12 protein-coding genes are annotated in these 16,000 nt (G+C 56.5%); 11 read left to right on the top strand and 1 reads right to left on the bottom strand.

Going from position 1 to position 16,000, the window contains the following annotated elements:
- Window positions 1–133 precede the first annotated feature (133 nt).
- The 7 genes from mreB (at window position 134) to tldD (ending at window position 10,165) form a co-directional block, all read left to right on the top strand.
- A complete protein-coding gene (gene mreB, locus ACOTZF_RS14365) occupies window positions 134–1,177 on the top strand; it encodes a rod shape-determining protein MreB (protein WP_000913396.1) in 1,044 nt (347 codons plus the stop codon).
- Between the two features lie 61 nt (window positions 1,178–1,238).
- On the top strand, window positions 1,239–2,243 hold the full coding sequence (gene mreC / locus ACOTZF_RS14370; RefSeq protein WP_129253369.1) for a rod shape-determining protein MreC: 1,005 nt from the start codon (window positions 1,239–1,241) through the stop codon (window positions 2,241–2,243).
- Window positions 2,243–2,731 (top strand): rod shape-determining protein MreD, encoded by a 489-nt coding sequence (gene mreD / locus ACOTZF_RS14375; RefSeq protein WP_013098985.1) that lies wholly within the window; start codon window positions 2,243–2,245, stop codon window positions 2,729–2,731. The genes mreC and mreD overlap by 1 nt, the downstream gene beginning before the upstream one ends.
- Window positions 2,732–2,740: 9 nt before the next feature.
- Window positions 2,741–3,334 carry a Maf family protein gene (locus ACOTZF_RS14380; RefSeq protein WP_038420713.1) on the top strand — a complete coding sequence of 198 codons (594 nt, stop codon included), beginning with the start codon at window positions 2,741–2,743 and terminating at the stop codon, window positions 3,332–3,334.
- Window positions 3,324–4,793, top strand: coding sequence for a ribonuclease G (gene rng / locus ACOTZF_RS14385; protein WP_014833490.1), 1,470 nt, complete (start codon window positions 3,324–3,326; stop codon window positions 4,791–4,793). The genes ACOTZF_RS14380 and rng overlap by 11 nt, the downstream gene beginning before the upstream one ends.
- Before the next feature lie 41 nt (window positions 4,794–4,834).
- The gene (gene yhdP, locus ACOTZF_RS14390; RefSeq protein WP_129253366.1) at window positions 4,835–8,635 is read left to right on the top strand and encodes an AsmA2 domain-containing protein YhdP; all 3,801 of its coding nucleotides are present in this window, start codon (window positions 4,835–4,837) and stop codon (window positions 8,633–8,635) included.
- Between the two features lie 84 nt (window positions 8,636–8,719).
- The gene (gene tldD, locus ACOTZF_RS14395; protein WP_020687383.1) at window positions 8,720–10,165 is read left to right on the top strand and encodes a metalloprotease TldD; all 1,446 of its coding nucleotides are present in this window, start codon (window positions 8,720–8,722) and stop codon (window positions 10,163–10,165) included.
- A 49-nt stretch (window positions 10,166–10,214) separates the two neighbouring features.
- Here tldD and aaeR read toward each other — a convergent pair whose 3' ends face one another.
- Window positions 10,215–11,141, bottom strand: coding sequence for an HTH-type transcriptional activator AaeR (gene aaeR / locus ACOTZF_RS14400; RefSeq protein WP_013098979.1), 927 nt, complete (start codon window positions 11,139–11,141; stop codon window positions 10,215–10,217).
- A 178-nt stretch (window positions 11,142–11,319) separates the two neighbouring features.
- On the opposite strand from aaeR, the gene aaeX reads away from it, so the two are divergent.
- The 4 genes from aaeX to ACOTZF_RS14420 all read left to right on the top strand — a co-directional run bounded on the left by aaeX (window position 11,320) and on the right by ACOTZF_RS14420 (window position 15,979).
- Window positions 11,320–11,523: a p-hydroxybenzoic acid efflux pump operon protein AaeX gene (aaeX, locus tag ACOTZF_RS14405; RefSeq protein WP_003860416.1), complete on the top strand. Its 204-nt coding sequence runs from the start codon at window positions 11,320–11,322 to the stop codon at window positions 11,521–11,523.
- A gap of 7 nt (window positions 11,524–11,530) precedes the next feature.
- Complete coding sequence (gene aaeA / locus ACOTZF_RS14410) at window positions 11,531–12,463, top strand: p-hydroxybenzoic acid efflux pump subunit AaeA (protein WP_013098978.1); 933 nt, start codon at window positions 11,531–11,533, stop codon at window positions 12,461–12,463.
- Window positions 12,464–12,468: 5 nt separating this feature from the next.
- Window positions 12,469–14,436 (top strand): p-hydroxybenzoic acid efflux pump subunit AaeB, encoded by a 1,968-nt coding sequence (gene aaeB / locus ACOTZF_RS14415; protein WP_129253364.1) that lies wholly within the window; start codon window positions 12,469–12,471, stop codon window positions 14,434–14,436.
- 88 nt (window positions 14,437–14,524) lie between these two features.
- Window positions 14,525–15,979 (top strand): NAD-dependent succinate-semialdehyde dehydrogenase, encoded by a 1,455-nt coding sequence (locus ACOTZF_RS14420; protein ID WP_023620890.1) that lies wholly within the window; start codon window positions 14,525–14,527, stop codon window positions 15,977–15,979.
- Window positions 15,980–16,000 lie beyond the last annotated feature (21 nt).

Raw genomic sequence — 16,000 nt, forward strand, 5'->3', positions numbered from 1 at the left:
TTGTAACAGAAGGAAACGTACTGCACAAATTTTCACCGCAGCAGTTGATTTTTGCGCCTTGTCGCTGCTGCGTGTGGTTGGTAAAGTAAGCGGATTTTGTTTTCCGCCCCAGCTTTCAGGATTATCCCTTAGTATGTTGAAAAAATTTCGTGGCATGTTTTCCAATGACCTGTCCATTGACCTGGGTACCGCGAATACCCTTATTTATGTAAAAGGACAAGGCATCGTATTGAATGAGCCTTCTGTTGTGGCCATTCGTCAGGATCGTGCCGGCTCGCCGAAAAGCGTAGCCGCAGTGGGTCATGACGCGAAGCAGATGCTGGGTCGTACCCCAGGTAACATCGCCGCGATCCGCCCAATGAAAGACGGCGTTATCGCTGACTTCTTCGTGACTGAAAAAATGCTTCAGCACTTCATCAAGCAGGTTCACAGCAACAGCTTCATGCGTCCAAGCCCACGTGTGCTGGTTTGTGTGCCGGTCGGTGCGACCCAGGTGGAACGTCGCGCAATTCGCGAATCTGCTCAGGGTGCAGGCGCGCGTGAAGTGTTCCTGATTGAAGAGCCAATGGCTGCGGCTATCGGTGCAGGCCTGCCTGTTTCTGAAGCTACCGGTTCGATGGTGGTTGATATCGGTGGTGGTACTACTGAAGTGGCCGTTATTTCCCTGAACGGCGTGGTTTACTCCTCTTCCGTGCGTATCGGTGGTGACCGTTTCGATGAAGCGATCATTAACTACGTGCGCCGTAACTACGGCTCCCTGATCGGTGAAGCGACCGCTGAGCGCATCAAGCACGAGATCGGTTCTGCTTATCCGGGTGATGAAGTTCGCGAAATCGAAGTGCGCGGCCGTAACCTGGCGGAAGGTGTGCCACGCGGCTTTACCCTGAACTCCAACGAAATTCTGGAAGCGCTGCAAGAGCCGCTGACCGGTATCGTGAGCGCGGTGATGGTTGCGCTGGAACAGTGCCCGCCTGAACTGGCGTCCGATATCTCTGAGCGCGGTATGGTTCTGACCGGTGGTGGTGCGCTGCTGCGTAACCTCGACCGCCTGTTAATGGAAGAGACAGGTATTCCTGTCGTAGTTGCAGAAGATCCACTGACTTGCGTCGCCCGTGGTGGTGGCAAGGCGCTGGAAATGATCGACATGCACGGCGGCGACTTGTTCAGCGAAGAGTAGTCATGGTGAAAGGGTAGCGAATCGCTACCCTTTCTCTCTGACACGAGAATACGCATAGCCTATGAAGCCAATTTTTAGCCGTGGCCCCTCGCTACAGTTTCGCCTGATCCTGGCGGTTCTGGTTGCGTTTGGTGTCATTATTGCCGATAGCCGCCTCGGTACGTTCAGCCAGATCAGAACGTACATGGATACCGCCGTCAGTCCTTTCTACTTTATATCCAATGGTCCCCGTGAACTGCTCGACTCCGTTTCTCAAACGTTGTCCTCACGTGACCAACTCGAACTTGAAAACCGGGCATTGCGCCAGGAACTGCTGCTGAAAAACAGCGAACTGCTGATGTTAGGGCAATACAAGCAGGAAAACGCGCGTTTGCGTGAGCTGCTTGGATCGCCGCTGCGTCAGGATGAGCAGAAGATGGTGACGCAGGTGATCTCTACCGTAAACGATCCTTACAGCGATCAGGTGGTGATCGACAAAGGTAGCGTGAATGGTGTGTATGAAGGTCAGCCTGTTATCAGTGATAAAGGTGTGGTGGGCCAGGTGGTCGCCGTCGCCAAACTGACCAGCCGTGTACTGCTGATCTGTGATGCCACCCATGCGCTGCCTATTCAGGTTCTGCGTAACGATATTCGCGTCATTGCGGCGGGTAACGGCTGCACGGACGATCTGCAGCTGGAGCACCTGCCAGCCAACACGGATATACGTGTGGGCGACGTGCTGGTCACCTCCGGTCTGGGTGGACGTTTCCCTGAAGGGTATCCGGTTGCGGTTGTCTCTTCTGTGAAGCTTGATACGCAGCGTGCCTACACCGTGATTCAGGCGCGTCCAACAGCGGGTTTACAGCGTCTTCGCTACCTGCTGCTGCTGTGGGGAGCCGATCGTAACGGTGCTAACCCAATGACGCCTGAAGAGGTGCATCGCGTTGCCAATGAGCGCCTGATGCAGATGATGCCGCAGGTTCTTCCTGCTCCGGATGCGATGGGGCCACCTGCGCCAGTACCCGCGCCGGCGACCGGGATAACGGATGCGCCGCCACCGCCTAAACTCTCATCCGGAGGGCAGTAGTGGCCAGTTATCGTAGCCAGGGACGCTGGGTTATCTGGCTCTCGTTTCTCATCGCGCTGTTGCTGCAGATAATGCCCTGGCCGGACGACATTCTTGTTTACCGGCCAAACTGGGTATTGCTCATTTTGCTCTACTGGATCCTTGCCCTGCCGCACCGCGTAAATGTTGGCACAGGCTTTGTAATGGGTGCCATACTGGATCTCATTAGTGGCTCAACGCTGGGTGTTCGCGCGTTATCCATGAGCATCATTGCATATCTCGTTGCACTCAAATTCCAGCTCTTTCGTAACCTCGCGCTCTGGCAACAGGCGCTGGTCGTGATGTTGTTGTCGCTTGCCGCGGATATCGTTGTTTTCTGGGCAGAGTTTTTAGTGATCAACGTCTCTTTCCGACCCGAAGTATTCTGGAGTAGTGTAGTCAACGGTGTGCTCTGGCCGTGGCTGTTCCTGCTGATGCGTAAGGTTCGCCAGCAGTTTGCTGTGCAGTAAAAGGTTTCTATGACGTCTATCTATCTTGCCTCCGGTTCTCCACGTCGTCAGGAGTTGCTCACGCAGTTGGGCATCGCTTTTGAACGTATCGTTACCGGCATCGAAGAAAAACGTGCTGAGGGTGAAAGTGCTCAGCAGTATGTTTCTCGCCTGGCGCGTGAGAAAGCGCAGGCTGGCGTTGCGTGCGTGCCACGCGACCTGCCGGTGCTGGGGGCGGATACCATCGTTATCCTTAACGGTGAAGTGCTTGAGAAACCGCGAGACGCTGAGCATGCAGCACATATGCTGCACAAAATGTCCGGGCAAACGCATCAGGTGATGACCGCGGTGGCGCTGGCGGACAGCAAGCACGTGCTGGATTGTCTGGTGGTGACGGATGTGACCTTCAGAGTACTGACCAACGACGAGATCGCCGCGTATATTGCCAGCGGTGAACCGATGGATAAAGCAGGTGCATACGGTATTCAAGGGCTGGGTGGCTGTTTTGTCAGGAAGATAAATGGCAGCTATCACGCCGTAGTCGGCTTACCGCTGGTGGAAACGTATGAGTTGCTGAGCAATTTTAACTCACTGCGTGAGGGAAGGGATAATTATGACGGCTGAATTGTTGGTAAACGTAACGCCATCGGAAACCCGTGTGGCCTACATTGATGGTGGCATTCTTCAGGAAATTCATATTGAGCGTGAAGCGCGACGCGGAATAGTGGGCAATATCTACAAAGGTCGTGTCAGCCGCGTACTGCCGGGTATGCAGGCGGCTTTTGTAGATATTGGACTGGATAAGGCGGCATTTTTACATGCCTCCGATATCATGCCGCATACTGAGTGTGTCGCAGGCGAAGAGCAAAAGCAGTTTGCCGTACGCGACATTTCAGAGCTGGTGCGTCAGGGGCAGGATCTGATGGTGCAGGTGGTGAAAGACCCCCTTGGCACCAAAGGCGCCCGTCTGACAACCGACATCACGTTACCTTCCCGTTACCTGGTCTTTATGCCCGGCGCGTCGCACGTGGGGGTTTCCCAGCGTATTGAAAGTGAAAGCGAGCGCGAGCGCCTTAAGAAAGTGGTCAGCGCCTACTGCGACGAACAGGGCGGATTTATCATCCGAACCGCCGCCGAAGGGGTTAGCGAAGAGGATCTGGCATCCGATGCGGCTTACCTGAAGCGCGTCTGGACCAAGGTGATGGAGCGTAAGAAACGCAACCAGACCCGCTATCAGCTGTACGGTGAGCTGGCGCTTGCCCAGCGCGTCCTGCGTGATTTTGCAGATGCTCAGCTCGACCGAATCCGCGTGGACTCGCGCCTCACCTACGAAGCGCTGCTCGAATTTACCGCTGAGTACATTCCGGAAATGCCTGGCCTGCTGGAACATTACACCGGGCGTCAGCCAATCTTCGATCTCTATGATGTCGAAAATGAGATCCAGCGTGCGCTGGAGCGCAAGGTTGAACTGAAGTCCGGCGGTTATCTGATCATCGATCAGACCGAAGCAATGACCACCGTGGACATCAACACCGGTGCGTTTGTCGGTCATCGCAACCTGGATGACACCATCTTCAATACCAACATTGAAGCGACACAGGCCATTGCGCGCCAGCTTCGTCTGCGCAACCTGGGTGGCATTATCATCATCGACTTTATCGATATGAATAATGAAGACCATCGCCGTCGTGTGCTGCACTCGCTTGAGCAGGCGCTGAGTAAAGATCGAGTGAAAACCAGCATTAACGGCTTCTCACAGCTGGGGTTGGTGGAAATGACGCGTAAACGGACCCGTGAAAGTGTGGAACATGTGCTGTGTAACGAGTGTCCAACCTGCCACGGACGCGGCACCGTAAAGACGGTGGAGACCGTCTGCTATGAGATCATGCGTGAAATTGTCCGCGTTCATCATGCCTACGACTCCGATCGTTTTCTGGTCTATGCTTCCCCTGCGGTGGCTGAAGCGCTGAAAGGTGAAGAGTCGCACGCGCTGGCGGAAGTGGAAATCTTTGTCGGCAAACAGGTAAAAGTACAAATTGAGCCGCTCTATAACCAGGAGCAATTTGACGTCGTCATGATGTAAGACGCAGTTCGCTGCGTGAAAAAGCTGACAAGGAGAGATGCGTGAGGCGATTGCCGGGGATTTTACTGCTTACAGGGGCAACGCTTGTCGTGATTGTCGCGCTGCTCGTGAGCGGGCTGCGCCTCGTTTTACCGCATCTGGACAGCTGGCGTCCGCAGGTGCTGGCGAAGATCGAATCCGCCACCGGTGTGCCGGTTGACGTGAGCCAGGTCAGCGCCAGCTGGCAAAACTTTGGCCCGACGCTGGATGCCCGGGACATCAGTGCCAGCCTGAAAGATGGCGGCTATCTGAAAATCAAACGCGTGACCCTGGCACTGGATGTCTGGCAAAGCCTGCTGCACATGCGCTGGCAGTTCCGCGATCTCACCTTTTATCAGCTTCAGTTTTTGACCAACACGCCGATCTCTGGCGGGGATAACACGCAGAGCCTTGAAGCCAACCGCCTGAGCGATCTCTTCCTGCGTCAGTTCGATCATTTCGATCTGCGCGACAGCGAAGTGAGCTTTATTACCCTTTCCGGCCAACGCGCCGAACTGAAGATCCCCCAACTGACCTGGCTTAACGGCAAAGAGCGTCACCGTGCCGAGGGGCAGGTGAACCTCTCCAGCCTGAACGGCCAGCATGGGGTCATGCAGGTCCGTATGGATCTGCGTGACGACGACGGCTTGCTCAACAACGGCAAGGTGTGGCTACAGGCTGACGACGTGGATGTGAAGCCGTGGCTCGGCGACTGGCTGCAGCAAAACATGCAGCTGGAAACGGCCCGTTTTAGCCTGGAAGGCTGGATGACCCTGACGAAAGGCGTGTTCGCCAGCGGTGATATCTGGCTGAAGCAGGGCGGTGCAAGCTGGCAAGGCGAAAGCAAGCAGCATCAACTCTCTGTAGATAACCTCACCGCACATGTGACGAAAGAGAAAGGGGGCTGGCAGTTTGCCATCCCGGATACGCGCATCACCATGGACGGCAAACCCTGGCCGCGCGGCGCGCTGACGCTGGCATGGATGCCTGAGCATGATGTCGGCGGCACGAATAATAAGCGTAGCGATGAGCTGCGTATCCGCGCCACGCATCTCGATTTGGCGGCCATTGAAGGGCTGCGCTCCATGGCAGCGAAGCTCTCTCCGGATTTGGGTGACGTTTGGCTGGCAACGCAGCCAAGTGGGGAAATTGACGCCCTCGCGCTGGATATCCCGCTGCAGGCAACCGAGAAAACCCGCTTCCAGGCGACGTGGAAAGATCTGGCCTGGAAACAGTGGAAATTGCTGCCGGGGGCTGAGAACTTCAGCGGCAAGCTGGAGGGCAGCGTTGAGAACGGCAGGCTGACCGTTGAGATGCATGACGCCAAAATGCCTTATGAAACGGTCTTCAGGGCACCTCTGGAAATTGAAAAAGGCAACGCGGTGCTTAACTGGCTGCGCAACGATAAGGGCTTCCAGCTTGATGGCCGCCATATCGATGTGAAAGCCAAAGCGGTTCATGCCCGCGGGGATTTCCGCTATTTAAAGCCTGAAGGTGAAGAGCCGTGGCTGGGTATTCTGGCGGGGATCAGCACCAGCGACGGTTCTCAGGCCTGGCGTTACTTCCCGGAAAACCTGATGGGTAAAGCGCTTGTGGACTACCTGAGCGGGGCGATCCAGGGCGGTCAGGCGGATAACGCCACCCTGGCCTATGGTGGTAATCCGCATCTTTTCCCATACAAACATAACGAAGGTCAGTTCCAGGTGCTGGTGCCGTTGCACAACGCTACCTTTGCGTTCCAGCCGGGTTGGCCTGCACTGAAAAACCTCGATATCGAGCTTAATTTTCTCAATGACGGGTTGTGGATGAAGTCAGACAGCGTCGCGCTGGGCGGCGTGACGGCCACCAACCTGACGGCAAATATCCCCGATTACTCAAAAGAGAAACTGCTGATTGATGCCGATATCAACGGGCCGGGCAAGGCGGTCGGTCCCTATTTTGAAGAGACGCCGCTGAAAGCTTCGCTGGCTGCCACGCTTGAGCAACTCCAGCTTGATGGCGATGTGAATGCTCGCTTACATCTGGATATCCCGCTGGACGGCGAAATGACCACCGCCAAAGGTGACGTCCGCCTGAACAACAACAGCCTGTATATCAAACCGCTGGAAAGTACGCTGAAGAACCTCAGCGGACAGTTCAGCTTTGTGAACGGCAACCTGAAGAGTGAGCCGCTCACAGCCAACTGGTTCAATCAGCCCGTCAACATCGACTTCTCGACCACCGAGGGGGAGAAGGCCTACCAGGTGGCTGTCAATCTGGACGGTAACTGGCAACCCTCGCGGATGGATGTACTGCCGAAACCCATTCAGGAGTCGGTTGATGGTGCAGCCGCCTGGAAGGGGAAGGTGGATATTGAACTGCCCTACCACGCCGGTACGAAGTATAAGGTCGACCTTACTGGCGATCTGAAAAATCTCAGCAGCCAGTTGCCTGCACCGCTGGATAAACAGGCCGGACAGGCGCTGCCCGTGAAGCTTAACGTCGTGGGCAACCTGAACAGCTTCGAGTTAACCGGCAGCGCGGGTGGCACGAATCATTTCAACAGCCGCTGGCTGCTCAACCGTAAGCTGACGCTGGACAAAGCCATCTGGACGACGGACAGCCGAACCACGCCTCCGCTCCCGGATCACCAGGGCATTGAGCTGAATCTCCCGCCGATGGATGGCGCGCAGTGGCTGGCGCTGTTCCAGAAAGGTGTCGGGCAAAACGTGGATGAGGCGGCGCAGTTCCCGCAAACCGTCACCGTGCGCACACCGTCGCTCACGTTGGGTGGGCAACAGTGGAACAACCTGAGTATCGTCTCTCAGCCCACGGCTAACGGCTCGAAAGTAGAGGCTCAGGGCAGGGAGATCAACGCCACCCTGACCATGCGCGATAACGCCCCGTGGCAGGCGGCAATCCGCTATCTCTACTACAACCCGGCAACGGCGGGCGGGAAAGATCAATCGACTCCGGCATCGCCGTTGAGTAACACTTCCCGCGTGGACTTCAGCGGCTGGCCGGATCTGCAACTGCGCTGTGCTGAGTGCTGGCTGTGGGGACAAAAATATGGCCGCATTGACGGTGACTTCGCGATTCAGGGCAACACGCTGAGCCTCACCGGTGGGCTGGTGGATACCGGCTTTGGTCGTCTGACGGCCGCGGGCGAGTGGGTGAATAACCCAGGCGAACAGCGCACCTCGCTGAAAGGCGACATTAAGGGTAACAAACTGGATGCAGCAGCCAATTTCTTTGGTATCAGCACGCCGCTGCGCGGCTCGTCATTTGACGTCGATTACGATCTTCACTGGCGTGACGCGCCGTGGAAGCCGGATGAGGCCTCGCTTAACGGCATACTGAAAACCCGCTTCGGAAAAGGTGAAATTGCCGATGTGAGCACGGGACGCGCCGGGCAGATCCTGCGTCTCCTGAGCTTTGATGCACTGCTGCGTAAGCTGCGTTTTGATTTCAGCGATACCTTCAGTGAAGGGTTCTACTACGATTCCATCCGCAGTACGGCATGGATCAAGGACGGCGTTATGCATACGGACGACACGCTGGTGGACGGCCTGGAAGCGGATATCGCCATGAAGGGCTCGGTTAACCTTGTACGTCGCGAGCTGGATATGGAAGCCGTGGTGGCACCAGAAATCTCCGCGAGCGTGGGGGTGGCAGCCGCCTTTGTGGTGAACCCGATTGTTGGTGCTGCGGTGTTTGCCGCCAGTAAAGTGCTGGGGCCGCTGTGGAGCAAAGTCTCTATTCTGCGCTACCGCATCACCGGTCCGGTGGATAAACCGCAGATTAATGAAGTGCTGCGCCAGCCGCGCAAAGATGCACAGCAATGATTTGACGTGGGCAGGTAATTGCCTCACTCTCAATAAATACGATCTTTATACCGCCACAGGCGGCAACGAACGAGTAGCAATACGATGAGTCTGAACCTGGTAAGTGAACATTTGCTCGCAGCGAACGGCCTGAGCCATCAGGACCTGTTCTCCATTCTTGGTCAACTGACCGAACGCCGTCTCGACTACGGCGATCTCTATTTCCAGTCGAGCTATCACGAATCCTGGGTTTTAGAAGACAGCATCATCAAAGATGGTTCTTACAACATTGACCAGGGCGTTGGCGTGCGCGCCATCAGCGGTGAGAAAACCGGTTTTGCCTATGCGGACCAGATAAGCCTGGCTGCGCTGGAGCAGAGCGCGCAGGCGGCACGTACCATCGTGCGTGACGCAGGCGATGGCCGTGTTAAAACGCTGGGTGAGGTGCAGCATTCTGCGCTCTACACCAGCATCGACCCGCTGCAGAGCATGAGCCGTGAAGAGAAGCTGGATATCCTGCGCCGCGTGGACAAAGTGGCGCGTGCTGCTGATAAACGTGTACAGGAAGTGTCTGCCAGCCTGAGCGGTGTCTATGAACTGATTCTGGTCGCGGCGACGGATGGCACCCTGGCGGCGGATGTCCGTCCGCTGGTGCGTCTCTCGATCAGCGTGCAGGTGGAAGAGGACGGCAAGCGCGAGCGTGGCTCAAGCGGCGGCGGTGGTCGTTTTGGTTATGACTGGTTCCTGGGTGACGTCGACGGTGAAGCCCGTGCGGACGCGTGGGCAAAAGAAGCCGTGCGTATGGCGATGGTCAATCTTTCTGCCGTGGCGGCACCTGCGGGGACATTCCCGGTGGTACTGGGCGCTGGCTGGCCGGGCGTGCTGCTGCATGAAGCCGTGGGGCATGGTCTGGAAGGGGACTTTAACCGCCGCGGCACCTCCGTATTTAGCGGTCAGATAGGGCAGCTTGTCTCCTCTGAACTGTGCACGGTGGTGGATGACGGTACCATGGTTGATCGCCGTGGCTCTATCTCCATCGATGATGAAGGTACGCCGGGTCAGTACAACGTGCTGATCGAAAACGGTGTGCTGAAAGGCTACATGCAGGACAAACTGAACGCGCGCCTGATGGGCGTGGCGCCAACGGGTAACGGCCGTCGTGAATCTTATGCACATCTGCCGATGCCGCGTATGACCAACACCTACATGCTGCCAGGCCAGTCCACGCCGCAGGAGATCATTGAGTCTGTTGATTACGGGATCTTCGCGCCAAACTTTGGCGGTGGTCAGGTGGACATCACCTCCGGTAAATTCGTCTTCTCTACGTCAGAAGCGTATCTGATCGAAAAAGGCAAAGTGACCAAAGCGGTGAAAGGCGCGACGCTGATTGGTTCCGGTATCGAAGCCATGCAGCAGATCTCCATGGTCGGTAACGATCTCAAGCTGGACAACGGCGTGGGCGTCTGCGGTAAAGAGGGCCAGAGCCTGCCAGTGGGCGTGGGCCAGCCGACACTGAAGGTCGATAACCTCACGGTGGGCGGCACGGCGTAATTTTCTCCCCTCACCCTAACCCTCTCCCCAACGGGGAGAGGGGAAATACCTACTCTTTCCTTCTTCCCCGCATGCCCTGAAACAGTTCCGCAACCTCCACAAAATACTCGGTCAGATAGTTAATGCACACCTGCACCTTAAGCGGCAGTTTGTCTTTTTCGGTATACAGGGCATACACCGGACGCGGATCGGACTGGTAGCGAGGGAACAGGATCTCCAGCACTCCGCTGTTGATCTCATTGATCACCCACATTAACGGGACGTAAGCGATCCCGGCGCCCGCCACCAGCCAGCGCGAGATGGTCATCGGGTCGTTGGTGACAAACCGTCCTTCCGGCAGCAGTCGGGTAGAAATGCCTTCCGGGGCAATCAGTTCAAATTCATTATCGGGGCGGACGCTGTACTCCAGCCAGGAGTGGTTGGCGAGATCGGCTGGTTTCTCCGGCACGCCGTACTGCGCCAGATAGCTCTTCGAGGCACAGACCACCATCGGCATACTCCCGAGTCGACGGGAGAAGAGGCTGGAGTCCTGCAGCGCGCCAACGCGGATCACCACATCCAGCCCGTCTGCGATCAGGTCCGGGGCGGGAATACCGGTAACCAGATTCACGGTTAATCCCGGATATTCTTTCAGCATCTCTGCGGTCATGGCGGCGAGAACATTTTGTGCCATAGTTGAAGAACAGCCAATCCGCAGTGTCCCGATGGGCGTGTTGTTAAAGGCATAGAGCTGCTCGTGAACATCCTGCACTTCATGCATCATGCGGCGACAGCCCTGATAGTAAATTTTACCCGCCTCCGTCAGACCAATACTGCGGGTGCTGCGGTTGAGCAGCTTCACCTGCAGTTCATCTTCCAGTTTTGACACCGTCTGACTGATGGAGGAGACGCTCATCTGCAACTGCCGGGCAGCAGCAGTAAATGAGCCAAGTTCAACCACTTTGGCGAAGACCGACATGCGTTTTAAACGTTCCATTGTTCACTCTGGCTTAAAAGTGATTTAGATCACATATTATAGATAACAGCATAACAGTTACGTTAATATATTATTAATTACATAACGGCTGCGCCATTCTCGCCCGGCGTTTCTTGCTCTCCCGCGGTGGCGTGCGCTAAAAATTCTGAAGCCTGCACTCTCTCTTATCAAGGTCAACATGAGTCTGTTTCCCGTTATCGTGGTGTTCGGTCTGTCGTTCCCACCGATATTTTTCGAGCTTCTTTTATCACTGGCGATCTTCTGGCTGGTGCGCAAGGTGCTGGTTCCTACCGGGATCTACGATTTCGTCTGGCACCCTGCATTGTTCAATACCGCGCTGTATTGCTGCCTGTTCTACCTGATATCGCGCATGTTTGTCTGAGGTTGATGTGAAAACGCTAACAAGAAAAATCTCCCGCACCGCCATCACCATGGCGCTGGTTATCCTCGCGTTCATCGCTATTTTTCGCGCCTGGGTCTATTACACCGAATCACCGTGGACGCGTGACGCGCGTTTTAGCGCCGATGTTGTGGCGATCGCCCCCGACGTGGCCGGTCTTATCACGGCGGTTAACGTCCACGATAACCAGCTGGTGAAGAAAGACCAGGTGCTGTTCACCATTGACCAGCCGCGTTACCAGAAAGCACTGGAAGAAGCGGAAGCGGATGTCGCCTATTACCAGGCGCTGGCTGCGGAGAAACGCCGCGAGGCGGGCCGCCGTAACCAGCTGGGGGTTCAGGCGATGTCCCGGGAAGAGATCGATCAGTCTAACAACGTGCTGCAAACCGTGCTGCATCAGCTGGCAAAGGCGCAGGCGACGCGCGACCTGGCGAAGCTCGATCTGGAGCGTACCGTGATCCGCGCACCTGCCGATGGCTGGGTCACCAACCTGAATGTCTATGCCGGTGAGTTTATCACCCGCGGTTCAACCGCCGTGGCGCTGGTGAAACAAAACTCATTCTATGTGCTTGCCTATATGGAAGAGACCAAACTGGAAGGCGTTCGTCCTGGCTACCGCGCAGAGATCACGCCGCTTGGCAGCAACCGCGTCTTTAAAGGTACCGTAGACAGCGTTGCGGCTGGCGTCACCAACTCCAGCAGCTCCAATGATGCGAAAGGGATGGCGACGGTTGATTCCAACCTGGAATGGGTGCGCCTGGCCCAGCGTGTGCCGGTACGTATTCATCTGGACGAACAGCAGGGCAACCTGTGGCCTGCGGGCACAACCGCGACGGTGGTGATCACCGGTGAGAAAGACCGGGACGCCAGCCAGGACTCTATTTTCCGTAAAATCGCCCATCGTCTGCGCGAGTTTGGTTAATCGCTATGGGGATCTTTACTATCGCCAGCCAGCACATTCGCTTCGCCGTGAAGCTGGCGAGTGCCATTGTGCTGGCGCTGTTTGTCGGCTTTCACTTCCAGCTGGAAACCCCCCGCTGGGCGGTGTTAACGGCGGCGATTGTCGCGGCTGGCCCGGCATTCGCGGCAGGTGGGGAGCCTTATTCCGGGGCGATCCGCTATCGCGGGATGCTGCGTATCATCGGGACGTTTATCGGCTGTATGGCCGCGCTCACCATTATCATTTTGATGATCCGCACGCCACTGTTGATGGTATTGGTGTGCTGTATCTGGGCGGGCTTCTGCACCTGGCTCTCCTCTCTGGTGAAGGTCAAAAACTCTTACGCCTGGGGGCTGGCGGGTTATACCGCACTGATTATTGTCATCACCATTCAAACCGAACCGCTGCTCGCGCCGCAGTTTGCCGTGGAACGCTGCAGTGAGATCGTGATTGGTATCGTCTGCGCAATCGTTGCTGACCTGCTTTTCTCCCCTCGATCCATCAAACAGGAGGTGGATCGCGAACTGGATGCGCTGATCGTCTCCCAGTATCAGCTGATGCAGCTCTGCATCAAGCACGGTGACAGCGAAGAGGTGGACAAAGCCTGGAGTGGACTGGTTCGCCGCACGCAGGCGCTGGAAGGGATGCGCAGTAACCTTAACATGGAGTCCTCGCGCTGGGCGCGCGCCAACCGTCGTCTTAAAGCGATCAATACCGTCTCCTTAACGCTGATTACCCAGGCGTGCGAAACCTACCTTATTCAGAACACCCGCCCGGAATCGGTTACCGATACCTTCCGCGAACTGTTTGCCGAGCCGGTGGAAACGGTGCAGGACGTACATAAGCAGCTCAAACGCATGCGGCGGGTCATTGCCTGGACCGGAGAGCGCGACACACCGGTGACCATTTATACGTGGGTTGGCGCCGCGACGCGCTACCTGCTGCTGAAACGGGGCGTGATCGGCAATACGAAAATCAGCGCGGCGGAAGAGGAAGTCCTGCAGGGTGAAGTGGTGATCAAGGCGGAGTCGGCCGAGCGCCACCACGCGATGGTCAACTTCTGGCGTACGACGCTTGCCTGTATGCTCGGCACGCTGTTCTGGCTGTGGACTGGCTGGACCTCCGGCAGCGGCGCGATGGTCATGATTGCCGTCGTCACGGCGCTGGCAATGCGTCTGCCCAACCCGCGTATGGTCGCTATCGATTTCCTGTACGGCACGATTGCCGCGTTACCGCTTGGCGCGCTCTATTTCCTGGTGATCCTCCCGTCCACGCAGCAGAGCATGTTGCTGCTCTGTATCAGTCTTGCGGTGATGGCATTCTTTATCGGGATAGAAGTGCAGAAGCGCCGTCTGGGATCGCTCGGTGCCCTCGCCAGTACTATTAACATTCTGGTGCTGGATAACCCCATGACGTTCCATTTCAGCCAGTTCCTCGACAGCGCCCTGGGTCAGCTGGTGGGCTGTTTCCTGGCGATGATGGTGATTCTGCTGGTGCGCGACAATTCCCAGGCGCGAACAGGTCGCGTGCTGTTGAACCAGTTCGTTTCGGCGGCGGTCTCCTCCATGACCACCAACACTGCGCGCCGTAAAGAGAACCATCTGCCTGCGCTCTATCAGCAGCTGTTTTTACTGTTGAATAAGTTCCCTGGCGACATTGCCCGCTTTCGTCTGGCGTTAACCATGATCATTGCGCATCAGCGTCTGCGTAACGCACCGGTGCCCATCAACGACGATCTGTCGGCATTCCACCGCCAGTTGCGCCGCACCGCGGACCATGTGCTTTCCGCCTCCAGTGATGACAAACGACGCCGTTACTTTAAGCAGTTGCTGGAAGAGCTGGATGTCTACCAGGAGAAGCTCAGGGTCTGGGAAGCACCTCCTCAGGTGACCGAGCCGGTAGCGCGGCTGGTGTTTATGCTGCACCGCTACCAGAATGTCCTGACGGATAACTGACTGAAGTAAAAAACCGACGCCAAAAGCGTCGGTTTTTTTGTGGCTATACTTATTTCTGCAGGCTCTTACATTCAGAAAGGGAGGACACATGACTACCCAGGCGCTTCAGGACCACATTCTTTTTCAGACCGGTTATCTGGTTAACGGCATATGGAAAACGCTGGACACGACGTTTGATGTGTTGAACCCGGCCACCGGTGATGTTATCGCCAAAGTGGCGAAAGCCGGTAAAGCAGAAACCGAAGAGGCGATTGCCGCCGCCGCGAAAGCCTTCCCGGCCTGGCGGGCCAAAACCGCGAAAGAGCGCTCGACCATTCTCTATCGCTGGTATGAACTGATTATTGAGAATAAAAGCTGGCTTGGTCGGTTAATGACCACCGAACAGGGCAAACCCCTGAAAGAAGCTGAAGGCGAGGTGGAGTACGCCGCCAGTTTTATTCAGTGGTTTGCCGAAGAGGCCAAGCGCGCTAACGGTGAAATTATTCCGCCGATCAAACCGGGCTCCCGCATTCTGGCTACTCGTGAGCCTGTGGGGGTGGTGGCGGCAATTACGCCGTGGAACTTCCCGATGGCGATGCTCACCCGTAAGCTCGGCCCGGCGCTGGCCGCGGGGTGTACCGGGGTCATCAAACCGGCAAACAACACCCCGCTCAGCGCGTTTGCGCTGCTCACGCTGGCGAAACAGGCCGGTGTGCCGGATGGCGTCCTCAACGCCGTGGCCGGTAATACGCATGAGATCAGCGACGCGATTATGGCGAGCCACGAGGTGCGGAAAATCTCGTTTACCGGCTCCACTTCCGTCGGCAAAACGCTGGTGCGTAACGCCGCGGACACCATGAAAAAAGTTTCGATGGAGCTGGGGGGGAATGCCCCGTATATCGTGTTTGAAGATGCGGACATCGATGCTGCCGTCAAAGGGGCAATCGCCAACAAATTCCGTAATGCCGGACAGGTCTGCGTCAGCGTTAACCGCTTCTATATTCAGGAAACCGTCTACGACAAGTTTGTGAACAAACTGGCCGATGCGGTGAACGCGCTGAAGGTGGGAAATGGCCTGGAAGACGGTGTGGTCGTAGGCCCGCTGATTGAACCCTCCGCGGTGAACAAAGTGCGCGAGCATGTGGAAGACGCTGTTGCCCGGGGGGCGACTGTCCTGGCGGGCGGTAAACCACATCCGCTTGGTGGCAATTTCTGGATGCCCACCGTGCTGGGCGACTGTCATGAAGGCATGAAACTGGCGGAAGAAGAGACGTTTGGTCCCGTTGCCGCCTGCTTCCGTTTCACTTCTGAAGATGAAGTCATCCAGCGCGCCAACAACACGCCTTATGGTCTGGCGGCTTACTTTTATACTCAGAATCTGTCGCGCGTTTTCCGCGTCTCGCAGGCAATCGAAAGCGGGATGATTGGGATTAATGAGTGCGCCGTTTCCACGGAGCTTGGACCTTTTGGTGGGGTAAAAGAGTCTGGCCTGGGTCGAGAAGGGTCCGTGCTGGGGCTGGAAGAGTATCTGGAAGTCAAAACCCTGCATATCGGGGGATTATAATAGACAGGGCGGCATCTGCCG

This window comes from Enterobacter cloacae complex sp. SHL021 (assembly GCF_049237765.1).
Taxonomy (GTDB): Bacteria; Pseudomonadota; Gammaproteobacteria; order Enterobacterales; family Enterobacteriaceae; genus Enterobacter; species Enterobacter cloacae.

What these genes read in the sequence shown, in the direction of transcription:
- mreC (WP_129253369.1), top strand. Translation starts at nt 1,239, where the DNA reads ATGAAGCCAATTTTTAGCCGTGGCCCCTCGCTACAGTTTCGCCTGATC.
- ACOTZF_RS14380 (WP_038420713.1), top strand. Translation starts at nt 2,741, where the DNA reads ATGACGTCTATCTATCTTGCCTCCGGTTCTCCACGTCGTCAGGAGTTG.
- mreB (WP_000913396.1), top strand. Translation starts at nt 134, where the DNA reads ATGTTGAAAAAATTTCGTGGCATGTTTTCCAATGACCTGTCCATTGAC.
- aaeR (WP_013098979.1), bottom strand. Translation starts at nt 11,141, where the DNA reads ATGGAACGTTTAAAACGCATGTCGGTCTTCGCCAAAGTGGTTGAACTT.
- ACOTZF_RS14420 (WP_023620890.1), top strand. Translation starts at nt 14,525, where the DNA reads ATGACTACCCAGGCGCTTCAGGACCACATTCTTTTTCAGACCGGTTAT.
- aaeB (WP_129253364.1), top strand. Translation starts at nt 12,469, where the DNA reads ATGGGGATCTTTACTATCGCCAGCCAGCACATTCGCTTCGCCGTGAAG.
- rng (WP_014833490.1), top strand. Translation starts at nt 3,324, where the DNA reads ATGACGGCTGAATTGTTGGTAAACGTAACGCCATCGGAAACCCGTGTG.
- aaeX (WP_003860416.1), top strand. Translation starts at nt 11,320, where the DNA reads ATGAGTCTGTTTCCCGTTATCGTGGTGTTCGGTCTGTCGTTCCCACCG.
- tldD (WP_020687383.1), top strand. Translation starts at nt 8,720, where the DNA reads ATGAGTCTGAACCTGGTAAGTGAACATTTGCTCGCAGCGAACGGCCTG.